Below are 11,127 nucleotides of genomic sequence, written 5' to 3' on the forward strand. Positions count from 1 at the left end.
ATAGCCGATCGGTCCAATAAAGGAAAAAGCCATGTTCAACGCAATCCTGATTGAGAAAGACGACACCGGTAACCACGCGCGCATCGCACAACTGGAGCCATCACAGCTCCCACCCGGCAATGTGACCGTGCGCGTGGACTGCAGCACCCTCAACTACAAGGATGCCCTGGCGATTACGGGCAAAGGTCCGGTGGTTCGCTCCTTTCCAATGGTGCCGGGGATCGATCTGGCAGGCAGCGTCGAACACAGCGACCACCCTGATTTCAAGGCGGGTGACAGCGTCTTGCTCAACGGTTGGGGAGTGGGCGAAGGGCACTGGGGTGGACTGTCCCAGGTGGCTCGACTGAATGGCGACTGGCTGATTCCGCTGCCCGAAGGCTTCACCGCCGCGCAAGCCATGGCTATCGGCACCGCTGGATACACGGCCATGCTTTCGGTGCTCGCCCTGGAGCGCAATGGCGTCACGCCGGACAAAGGCGAAATTCTGGTCACTGGAGCCAATGGTGGGGTCGGCAGTTTTTCCATCGCCCTCCTCTCCCGCCTGGGCTACACGGTAGTCGCCTCCACCGGTCGCCTCGAGGAGACGGACTACCTGAAAAAACTCGGTGCATCGCAAATCATTGACCGCGCCCAGCTGAGCGAACCCGGCCGCCCTCTGGCAAAAGAACGCTGGGCCGGCGCCATCGACTCAGTGGGCAGTCACACCCTGGCCAACGTCTGCGCCAGCACTCGCTACGGTGGCACTGTCGCGGCTTGCGGCCTGGCGCAAGGCATGGATTTTCCCGCCAGCGTTGCCCCATTCATTCTGCGCGGCGTGACCCTGGCCGGCATCGACAGCGTGATGCGCCCGCGCAAGGATCGATTGGAGGCGTGGAGTCGTCTGGCTCGGGATCTTGATCGTGCCATGCTGAAAGAAATCACCCGGGAAATAGCCCTGAGCGAAGTCGTGCAGACGGCCAGTCAACTGCTGGCCGGCGAAGTACGCGGACGGGTGGTGGTGAACGTCAACAGCTGAGCAATCGCCCTCAGCGACGGGTGATCAACCCTTGTCGGGCAACACGGACCAGTTGCCTGATAACTTCCGGGGCATCTTCGATGCCGGGAGATTGAATCACCGCCAGATCGAAACTGTCGCTGGCAAAACGAGCCAGCGACTCACCATCTTCGACGAACTGAATCAGAAACGCTGCCGGTCCACCGGTACGACGCGGCCAGCCGTCCAGATAACGCAAAAGCGTCGGCTGATGTTTACCGCCAAGCAGGATTTTTGGATTGCGCTGGGTGAGATGTGCCGTGATCGGCGCGGGACGTACAACAGGGCTTGGTGCATTCATCATGTCGTGTCTCTGCCTCAAAAGTCTGCATGGCAGGTGAGAGGCAACACCGAACCAGCGCTTTAGCGGAATTTCGAAACCGTTTCCGGCTTCTATGGCGACTGATCGAGTCACCTGGCGCCCCGCAAGTAGCTGTTTAAATCGGCGCATGAGCAGCATCCTAGAGAAGCTGACCGGACAGTGTCAAGAATGACGCACAACACTGTCTGCGACTTTCCGGAGCGCACAAAAGAAAAATGCCCGAATCGCGAGATTCGGGCATTTGCCTTGATCGATCAGAAGACCGCCGGGGATCAGTGACGCTTGTGACCTTTGGCCAGGTTGTTGCCTACCCCGCCGCCCAACGCACCACCCAGGCCAGCGCCGATGGTGGAACCGGTCTTGCCACCCAGGCTGTTGCCGATGACCGAACCGCCAGCGGCGCCCACACCGCCACCGATGGCAGCGCTGGTGCGGTGGCCTTTCTTGGCGGCAACAGCGCTGCCGGCTGCGCCCGCTACACCAGCACCGATGGCTGCGCCAGTGCTGCCGCCCATGCTTTGGCCGACAACGTTACCCAGCGCGCCGCCCAAACCGCCGCCGATTGCGGCAGTGCCGTCGCCAGCCATCGCGCCTTGAGCGACCAGAAGACCCAGAACCAAAGCAGGCAGAGTGAAACGCATGACAAAAACCTCAAAAATAGGGAAGAAAATCAAAAGGGTCGGGATTGAATGCTTTAAGGCAGACAAAGTCCAGACATGCGCGTGCGCAGCCTCGTTATCGGCGACGGTTGGACAGTTTTTATGGAAAAGGTTTTATGACAGGCAAAAAAAAGCCCGCTGGGGAACGGGCAGGGTGTTGCTTCTAACGGATGAGTTCAGCCTACGTACGACCTTGTGAAAACTTTGTGAAAAGCCGGACACCTTAAACATTCGTTCACACAATTCGAAGACACGGAAATCCGGACACAAAAAACCCCGCGCGATGGCGGGGTTGATTCAAGCCATTCACTTCCTGGCCGGCGGCGTCACTCTAGGAAGAAATTTCCCTTTCAGTACCCGACTCGCCTGGGTCTTGATCCTGCGGACTTCAACCTGATCCTCGCCGAAGCTTGCGACGTATACAGTCTGCCCACAGTGGACGAAATTGTTGATCGGGAATTCTGCACCATCATCTTCAATGTACGGATCAACCATTTCATCACCCCTTTTTCAAAAGCGGGATCGACACCGGCAAGCCCATTTGCCCGAACCATATCGATCACCAAGCATTTTGAGACTAGCCGGTCATTACCGGACTTGTGATTCAGATTGCCGAACGCCCGACGAATGGACCCAACTGCAGTTACCTCAACTTCACCGCCGTCCCGGTCACGAACACCACGACCATGCCGCCCTTGCCCGCCGGCATGCTGATCTCGTAATCGAGCCCCACCACCGCATCCGCCTGAAGGGCCCGCGCCCGCGCCTTGATCTCATCGGTGGCCTGGATACGTGCTTCCTTCAAGGCGCGCTCCAGCGTCTGGGAGCGTCCACCGAAAAAGTCCCGCATCCCTGCAAACACATCGCGGATGACGTTGATGCCCTGCACCGACTCGGCGCTGACAATGTCCAGGTAGGCGGTGATTTGCCGGCCTTCGATAGCGTGGGTGGTGGTCGTGATCATTGCATTCCTGTTTGCACTGACTAGTGGATGGTGGAGCGGCCAGCGCCGCGCTGGGAACGATATCAGGGAACCAGAAGCTTTATCAGGAGCGCGGTGACAGTCGCTACCGTGCCGATAAAGCCAACGGCAATGACAACCGGATACCAGAAAACCTCACGGGTCATCTTGCCCGCTTCGGCGTTCAACTTGCCCGCTTCGGCGCGCAACTTGCGTTGCTCGGCTTTCAGCTTGGCGATTTCCAAAAGGATCTTTTCGTACTCGGCTTGCTTCATGGTCGTGTCCTGCATATCGATGCTCTCCGTCCCTGGTCAGTCGGTATGGTTATTTCCTGCGGGTCAATTCTGTACACGGAACGCGTCCAACGAACACTCCCCGCCAGAACGGGCGACTTTAAGCACGCAGCCCCTTGGAAACCCCGTGCTGCCTGGCTTTACGGTGCAACGTCCTACGCACCGCTCCAGATTCCTACATCATTTTCAGCAACACCTGTAGGAACACCGACCCCGAAAAGCACAAAACCCCTGGCTTCTTTCGAAACCAGGGGTTCTGCTTACATCGAATTTGGCGGTGAAGGAGAGATTCGAACTCTCGATACAGTTTCCTGTATACACACTTTCCAGGCGTGCTCCTTAAGCCACTCGGACACTTCACCGTATCTCTTCAAACATGTTCTGTCTGTCGAGGCGCGCTAATGTAGTCGAAAGCTTTTCTGATGGCAAATATTTTTTTCAGAATTTTCATGCGCTTAACGCAATTCGTTGTTTCGGGCTTATCGGATGATGGCAAACCGGCCAATCTCTGGTTCAACGTACGCTTCCATATAGAAGGCAACGCAACGCCAGCATGGAGCGCCGGCCCGCAAAGACGGGCAAAGGGTGACTGGCTGGTCAGTCATGGCGCTTTACCTTGCCCAGAGCCGTGGGTAACGTCTGCCCATCTTTATTGAAAGGAATAGCGTCATGAGTGAGTTGATTTCCTACCACCTCGAAGACGGTATCGCGACCCTGACCCTGAGCAACGGCAAGGTCAACGCCATCTCTCCGGACGTGATTGCAGCCTTCAACGCTGCCCTGGATCAGGCGGTGGCCGATCGCGCGGTAGTCATCATCACCGGTCAGCCGGGGATTCTCTCGGGCGGTTACGATTTGAAGGTCATGACCTCCGGCCCCAAGGAAGCCGTGTCGCTGGTCACCTCCGGCTCGACCCTGGCCCGTCGCCTGTTGTCGCACCCGTTCCCGGTGATCGTCGCCTGCCCCGGCCATGCCGTGGCCAAGGGTGCGTTCCTGCTGTTGTCGGCGGACTACCGCATCGGTGTCGACGGCCCGTTCAGCATCGGCCTGAACGAAGTGCAGATCGGCATGACCATGCACCACGCCGGTATCGAACTGGCCCGTGATCGTCTGCGCAAATCGGCGTTCCACCGTTCGGTCATCAACGGTGAAATGTTCAACCCTCAGACTGCCGTGGATGCCGGTTTCCTCGATGTCGTGGTGTCGGCCGAGGAACTGCAGAGCACCGCGCTGGCGGCGGCTCGTCAGTTGAAGAAGATCAACATGACCGCCCACAAGAACACCAAGTTGAAAGTGCGCAAGGCGCTGCTGGAGACCCTGGACAACGCGATCATCGCGGACCAGGAACACCTGGGTTAATAATCCAGTACGACCTTTGTGGGAGCGAGCCTGCTCGCGATGGGTGACACCGATAACGCGCAGTCTCTGAATTAGTGCGTTGTCTGCGAGTTTTTCGCGAGCAGGCTCGCTTCCACATCGATCATGTTGAGCCTTCCCTGCCTGAGCCGCTCTGGCCTGCGCGTGACCAATCAGTCAGAAACAATTGCTTAAACATCGCCTATCTCCTGCCTTCTGAGTGGCAATTGCCGAAAACAGTGCACATCCGTACACTGCGCCACCTTTTGTCCCGGTGGGGCCTGAAAATGCTGTTTGTTTTACGTATGTCATTGATGGCCCTGCACTTTATCGTGGCGGGTGTGCTCGGCGTGGTGCTCGGTCTGTGCCGCCCTTTCAATCCCGATAACAGTCGTTTGTGCGCCCGCCTCTATGCCTGGCCGGCGATGTGCATTTTGCGTTTGCGGGTGAAGGCCGACGTCGGGCCATTGATGAATAAACCCGACAGCTGCGTGATCATTGCCAACCACCAATCCAACTACGATCTGTTCGTGTTCGGCAACGTGGTACCTCGCCGTACCGTGTGCATCGGCAAGAAGAGCCTGAAATGGGTGCCCCTGTTCGGTCAGTTGTTCTGGCTGGCCGGTAACGTGCTGATCGACCGCGGCAACGCGCACAAGGCGCGCCAGTCGATGCTGACCACAACCCACACCCTGCAAAACGAAGACACTTCGATCTGGGTCTTCCCCGAAGGCACACGCAATCTGGGCAAGGAATTGTTGCCGTTCAAGAAAGGCGCCTTTCAGATGGCCATTGCTGCGGGAGTTCCGATTGTCCCGGTGTGTGTCAGCAGTTACGTCAAGCACATGCGATTGAACCGCTGGCGCAGTGGGAAAATTCTGATTCGCTCGCTGCCGGCGATTCCCACCGCGGGTCTTAGCATGGATGACATGCCCATGTTGATTGTCCGCTGCCAGGAACAGATGCGCGAATGCATCGATTCGATGGACCGGCAACTTCAAGCCGCCTGAACATGAAACCCGCCTTGCGCGGGTTTTCTTTTGTGCAGAACTTCGCAAGTTTCACTGACTCTCAACTCTTGGACAGCGCTAAGCTGAAGACTGCCTGGCCATTTGCCTGAGGCTGGCGAATTTGCCTAAAACTGCCAAGAAGAAGTGAACAAAGATCATGGGGCGAGTTGTTGCTGCCGCGGTCTACAGCGCTGGTAAGAAAGTCACCAATATCACTCTCGATGAAGGCGCGTCCTGGGCGGCGAAACCTGGCCACTTTGTCTGGATCGGCCTGGAAGAGCCCAACGCCGAGGAACTGTCCAACTTGCAACGCCAGTTCAACCTGCACGAACTGGCCATCGAAGACGCCCTGGAGAAACACAGTCGCCCGAAACTGGAAACCTTCGGCGACGCGCTGTTCATCGTCACCTATTCCCCCATCCGGGAAGACGGCAAGCTCAAGTTCATCGAGACGCATATCTTTGCCGGCAACGGCTACATCATCACCGCGCGCAATGGCCACTCGGCGTCCTACGCCCATGTCCGGCAGCGTTGTGAGGCGCGTCCGCTTCTGCTGGAGCACGGGGAAGATTTCGTGCTCTATGCCCTCCTCGACTTCGTGATTGAAAACTATCAGCCGATGGGCGAAGCGATTCACGCCGAGATCGATGAGCTGGAACACAACGTGATGTGCGGCTCGCTGAACGAGTGCGACATCCAGAACCTGCACGGCCTGCGTCGCGATGTACTGCGCCTGCGCCGTTATGCGGCGCCGATGGTGGAGATCGGCGAAGAACTGCAGCGACTCAGCTTCCCGTTCATCGACAAGAACATGCGCCCGTATTTCCGCGACGTGCAGATCCACGTCAAGCGGCAGCTGGAAGACCTGACCACCCTGGCGGAAATCGCCAGCCAGACCATCGAAGTCGGCGTGCTGCTGGAGGCCTCACGACAAAGTGTGGTGCAGCGCAAGTTCGCGGCCTGGGCGGCGATCCTGGCGTTCCCGACGGCGATTGCCGGGATCTACGGGATGAACTTCCAGGACATGCCGGAGTTGAGCTGGCATTACGGGTATTTCGGGGTGCTGGGGGTGATTACGGTGGGGTGTGTGAGTTTATGGGCGAGTTTCAAGAAGTCCGGCTGGCTGTAAATCTGCAAACTGGAATACAAATCTCTGTAGGAGCAAGCTTGCTCGCGATGAACGCAATAACACCGCGGGGCGTCAGACACCCAGCGTTATCGTTGACGACCATCGCGAGCATGCTCGCTCCTACAGGTCAGCCTTATGCTGCTTCTGGCTTGTGCGCCACAAACCGCATCATCCACTCCGCCACCGTGGCGCCGTGATGCTCACTGTCCAGGCTGGCGATCCCTTTCGAATAAATCTGCTCGCCCAGCGCCTGCTGACGAATGTCCAGCAACGCGCGGGAGTAATCGTGGATGAATTCCGGGTGGCCCTGGAAGCACAGCACCTGATCGTTGATGTGATAGGCAGCGAAAGGGCAGAAATCACTGGAGGCGATCACCGTGGCGTTTTCCGGCAGTGACGTCACCTGATCCTGATGGCTGATCAGCAGCGTCAGCTCCTCACGCACCGGGCTCATCCATGGCGCCTTGGCGGCCATTTTGTAGTTGTGGGTGCCGACACCCCAGCCCTGGGTCGCACGCTCGCTCTTGCCACCGAGCAACAGCGCCAGCAACTGATGGCCGAAGCAGACGCCCAGCAGTTTGTCGCCACGCTCGTAGCGGGTCAGCAGGTATTGCTTGAGGGTCTGGATCCACGGGTCGGTACCGAAGGAGTCGGCTTTGCTGCCGGTCACAAGGTAGGCATCGAAGGTCTCATCATCGGCAGGATAGTCACCCTGCACCACGTTGTAGATGGTGAAATCGGCGGCAATCGGTTGCTGCGAAAACAGGCGCTTGAACATCTGCCCGTAGCCCTGATATTGGTCGACCAATTCCGGACGCAGGTTGTCGGTTTCCAGAATGCAGATGCGTAACGACATAAAAAATACCTGACACGTGATGGGAATAATGCACACCCCAGAGCCTGCCTCTAACACTGCAACAAGGCAAGCCCCGAGATGCGTCATCCATCCCTTAAAATGCCTCCCCCTTGCCGGCTTTTTCCAGCAACAGGGCCGGAGGTGCGAAGCGCTCGCCGTATTGCCCGGCCAGATACTGGGCCCTGGCGACGAAATCCCCGATCCCGTACTGATTAATGAACTGCAGCGCACCGCCGGTCCAGGCGGCGAAACCGATGCCGAACACCGAGCCGACGTTGGCATCGGCCGTCGACATCAGCACGCCCTCCTCCACGCAACGCACGGTCTCGATCGCTTGTACGAACAGCAGGCGATCACGCACGTCTTTCGCTGAAATCTGCCCGTCGGCCTTTTCGAAACGGCTTTTCAATTCCGGCCACAGATGCTTCTGCGCGCCGGCCGGATAGTCGTAGAAACCGCCCCCGGCCGCCCTGCCCGCCCGTTTGTACTCGTTGAGCATCAGGTCGATCACTGCGGATGACGGATGCTCCACCAGCGGCTTGCCCTCGGCCAGCAAGTCCTTGGCGGCCTGCTGGCGGATATGGCTCATCAGGCTCAGGGACACTTCATCGGAGATCGCCAGCGGCCCGACCGGCATGCCGGCCTTGCGTGCTTCGGTCTCGATCATCGCCGCGCTCACGCCCTCGCCGAGCATCGCGATGCCTTCATTGGTGAAAGTGCCGAATACCCGCGACGTGAAGAACCCGCGGCTGTCGTTGACCACAATCGGCGTTTTGCGGATCTGCAGGACGAAATCGAATCCGCGCGCGAGGGTTTCGTCACTGGTGTTGGTGCCCTTGATGATTTCCACCAATTGCATCTTGTCTACAGGACTGAAGAAATGCAGGCCAATGAACTTGCTCTGGTCCGGCACCGCCGTGGCCAGGCCGCTGATCGGCAGGGTCGAAGTGTTGGAGGCGATCACCGCATCCGCGCCGACGATTTGTTGCGCAGCCAGCGACACCTTGGCCTTCAACTCACGGTCCTCGAACACCGCCTCGATGATCAGGTCACAGCCGGCCAGATCCGCATCGCTTTCTGTGGTGTGGATACGAGCCAAAACGGCTTCGCGTTGCTCGGCGCTCATTTGCCCGCGCGCCACTTTCTTGTCCAAAAGCGCCGCCGAGTGCGCCTTGCCCTTCTCGGCCGCGGCGACGCTGATGTCCTTGAGCACCACCTCGATGCCGGCCGATGCGCTGACAAAGGCAATGCCCGCGCCCATCATCCCGGCGCCGAGTACACCGACCTTTTTTGTCACATGGGGCGCGAAACCCTGCGGCCGTGAACCGCCGGCATTGATTTCATTGAGCTGGAACCAGAAGGTGCCGATCAGGTTTTTCGAGACCTGGCCGGTGGTGAGCTCGGTGAAGTAGCGGGTTTCGATCAGGTGCGCCGTGTCGAAATCCACCTGGGCGCCCTCCACGGCGGCGCACAGGATCTTCTCCGGCGCCGGCATGCAGCCCTGGGTTTTGCTGCGCAGGATCGACGGCGCGATGGCCAGCATCTGCGTGACCTTCGGATTCGACGGCGTGCCGCCAGGGATCTGGTAGCCCTTCACGTCCCAACGCTGCACCGCGGTCGGGTTCGCGTTGATCCAGGCCCGGGCCTTGGCGAGTAGCTGCTCGCCGTCCGTCGCCAGTTCGTCAATCAGTCCGGCCTGCAGCGCCTGTTGTGGTCGCAGCTTTTTCCCTTCGAGCAGATACGGCAATGCCTTTTCCAGGCCAAGCAGACGCACCATGCGCACCACCCCGCCACCGCCCGGCAGCAGGCCGAGGGTCACTTCCGGCAAACCGAGTTGCACCGAAGCATTGTCCAGCGCGACCCGGTGATGGCAGGCCAGGCAGATTTCCCAGCCCCCACCCAATGCCGCGCCGTTGATCGCCGCGACCACCGGTTTGCCGAAGGTTTCCAGGGTGCGCAATTGCCCTTTGAGGGTCAGCACCATGTCGTAGAAAGCTTTGGCTTCGGGCTTGCCGACCTTGATCAATTCATTGAGATCACCGCCGGCGAAGAAGGTCTTTTTCGCCGAGGTGATGATGACGCCGGCAATGGCATCCTTCTCGGTTACCAGGCGCGCGACGCAATCGGCCATGGCTTCGCGGTACACCGCGTTCATGGTGTTGGCGCTCTGGCCGGGCATGTCGATGGTCAGGACGACGATCCGGTCCTGGCCCTTTTCGTAACGAATGGCTTGGGTCATGAAAGGTTTCCTTGAATTCCGGGCTCAGAGGCGTTCGATGATGGTGGCAATGCCCATGCCGCCGCCGACACACAGGGTCGCGAGGCCGTAGCGCAGGTGCCGGTTTTCCAGTTCATCGAGCAAGGTGCCGAGGATCGCGCAGCCGGTGGCGCCCAGCGGATGCCCCATGGCGATCGAGCCGCCGTTGACGTTGACCTTGTCCGGATCGACCGCCATGTCCTTGATGAATTTCAGGACCACCGAGGCAAACGCCTCGTTGACCTCGAACAGATCGATGTCCTCGACCCGCAGCCCGGCCTTGGCCAGCGCCTTGCGGGTGGCGGGCGCGGGGCCGGTGAGCATGATGGTCGGGTCGGTGCTGGTCACGGCCGTGGCAACAATCCGCGCCCGTGGCCGCAACCCCAGCGCCTGGCCCTTGGCCTCGGAGCCGATCAGCATCAGGGCCGCGCCGTCGACGATGCCGGAACTGTTGCCGGCGGTATGGACGTGATGGATGCGCTCGACATGGCTGTAGACTCGCAGCGCCGTGGCGTCGAAGCCCATTTGCCCGATCATTTCGAAGCTCGGCTTGAGCTTGCCCAGGCCTTCCAGGGTCGAATCGGCGCGGATGAACTCATCGTGATCGAGCAGGATGATGCCGTTCTGATCCTGCACCGGCACCAGCGATTTGCTGAACGAGCCATCGGCCCGTGCCCGCGCGGCTTTTTGCTGGGAGTGCAGCGCGTAGGCGTCGACGTCCTGGCGGCTGAAACCTTCGAGGGTGGCGATCAGGTCGGCGCCTACGCCCTGCGGGGTGAAATGGCTGTGCAGGTTGGTTTCCGGGTCCAGCGCCCAGGCCCCACCGTCGCTGCCCATGGGCACCCGTGACATGGATTCGACGCCGCCGACCACCACCAGGTCTTCGAAACCGGAGCGCACTTTCATCGCCCCAAGGTTCACCGCCTCCAGGCCCGACGCGCAGAAACGGTTGATCTGCACCCCGGCCACGCTGATGTCCCAGTCCGCCACCTGCACCGCGGTTTTCGCGATGTCGGCGCCCTGATCGCCAACCGGCGTCACACAACCTAGCACCACATCGTCGACCTGACTGGTGTCGAGGTCGGTTCGCTGTTGCAGCGCGCCGAGCAAGCCGGCCACCAGGTTCACCGGCTTGACACTGTGCAGGGCGCCATCGGCCTTGCCTTTGCCGCGGGGCGTGCGTAACGCATCGAAAATCAACGCTTGGGTCATGACGTCCTCGATCTTGTTGTTGGCCCCTGTGGGAGCGAG

The 11,127-nt window shown here is 59.6% G+C and carries 12 protein-coding genes and 1 tRNA gene; 4 read left to right on the plus strand and 9 right to left on the minus strand.

Annotated features, from left to right (window positions below; genetic code table 11):
• Positions 1–31: 31 nt before the first annotated feature.
• Positions 32–1,015, plus strand: a complete 984-nt coding sequence (locus tag K9857_RS15795) for an MDR family oxidoreductase (protein ID WP_224537264.1) — start codon at positions 32–34, stop codon at positions 1,013–1,015.
• A gap of 10 nt (positions 1,016–1,025) precedes the next feature.
• Here K9857_RS15795 and K9857_RS15800 read toward each other — a convergent pair whose 3' ends face one another.
• The 6 genes from K9857_RS15800 to K9857_RS15825 form a co-directional block, all read right to left on the minus strand.
• Positions 1,026–1,334 (minus strand): class I SAM-dependent methyltransferase, encoded by a 309-nt coding sequence (locus tag K9857_RS15800; protein WP_224537280.1) that lies wholly within the window; start codon positions 1,332–1,334, stop codon positions 1,026–1,028.
• Positions 1,335–1,627: 293 nt separating this feature from the next.
• Entirely contained in the window at positions 1,628–1,996 is a 369-nt protein-coding gene (locus K9857_RS15805; RefSeq protein ID WP_075948685.1) for a bacteriocin, read from the minus strand.
• 324 nt (positions 1,997–2,320) lie between these two features.
• Positions 2,321–2,509 (minus strand): hypothetical protein, encoded by a 189-nt coding sequence (locus K9857_RS15810; RefSeq protein ID WP_175376962.1) that lies wholly within the window; start codon positions 2,507–2,509, stop codon positions 2,321–2,323.
• A gap of 148 nt (positions 2,510–2,657) precedes the next feature.
• The gene (locus tag K9857_RS15815) at positions 2,658–2,978 is read right to left on the minus strand and encodes a YbjQ family protein (protein ID WP_224537266.1); all 321 of its coding nucleotides are present in this window, start codon (positions 2,976–2,978) and stop codon (positions 2,658–2,660) included.
• A gap of 62 nt (positions 2,979–3,040) precedes the next feature.
• The gene (locus K9857_RS15820) at positions 3,041–3,250 is read right to left on the minus strand and encodes a hypothetical protein (RefSeq protein ID WP_224537268.1); all 210 of its coding nucleotides are present in this window, start codon (positions 3,248–3,250) and stop codon (positions 3,041–3,043) included.
• Between the two features lie 290 nt (positions 3,251–3,540).
• Positions 3,541–3,630, minus strand: a tRNA-Ser gene (locus K9857_RS15825).
• Between the two features lie 307 nt (positions 3,631–3,937).
• On the opposite strand from K9857_RS15825, the gene K9857_RS15830 reads away from it, so the two are divergent.
• From K9857_RS15830 to K9857_RS15840, 3 genes are all read left to right on the plus strand, one after another.
• Positions 3,938–4,627 (plus strand): crotonase/enoyl-CoA hydratase family protein, encoded by a 690-nt coding sequence (locus tag K9857_RS15830; protein ID WP_224537269.1) that lies wholly within the window; start codon positions 3,938–3,940, stop codon positions 4,625–4,627.
• Between the two features lie 284 nt (positions 4,628–4,911).
• Positions 4,912–5,634 carry a lysophospholipid acyltransferase family protein gene (locus K9857_RS15835; protein WP_224537271.1) on the plus strand — a complete coding sequence of 241 codons (723 nt, stop codon included), beginning with the start codon at positions 4,912–4,914 and terminating at the stop codon, positions 5,632–5,634.
• A gap of 157 nt (positions 5,635–5,791) precedes the next feature.
• Complete coding sequence (locus K9857_RS15840; protein WP_224537273.1) at positions 5,792–6,763, plus strand: magnesium and cobalt transport protein CorA; 972 nt, start codon at positions 5,792–5,794, stop codon at positions 6,761–6,763.
• 133 nt (positions 6,764–6,896) lie between these two features.
• Here K9857_RS15840 and K9857_RS15845 read toward each other — a convergent pair whose 3' ends face one another.
• The 3 genes from K9857_RS15845 to K9857_RS15855 form a co-directional block, all read right to left on the minus strand.
• Positions 6,897–7,619, minus strand: coding sequence for an amidotransferase (locus K9857_RS15845; RefSeq protein ID WP_224537275.1), 723 nt, complete (start codon positions 7,617–7,619; stop codon positions 6,897–6,899).
• Positions 7,620–7,713: 94 nt separating this feature from the next.
• Positions 7,714–9,858 carry a 3-hydroxyacyl-CoA dehydrogenase NAD-binding domain-containing protein gene (locus K9857_RS15850; protein WP_224537276.1) on the minus strand — a complete coding sequence of 715 codons (2,145 nt, stop codon included), beginning with the start codon at positions 9,856–9,858 and terminating at the stop codon, positions 7,714–7,716.
• Positions 9,859–9,882: 24 nt separating this feature from the next.
• Positions 9,883–11,088: an acetyl-CoA C-acetyltransferase gene (locus tag K9857_RS15855; RefSeq protein WP_224537282.1), complete on the minus strand. Its 1,206-nt coding sequence runs from the start codon at positions 11,086–11,088 to the stop codon at positions 9,883–9,885.
• Positions 11,089–11,127: the final 39 nt, after the last annotated feature.

Source organism: Pseudomonas sp. REP124 (assembly GCF_020164475.1).
GTDB lineage: Bacteria > Pseudomonadota > Gammaproteobacteria > Pseudomonadales > Pseudomonadaceae > Aquipseudomonas.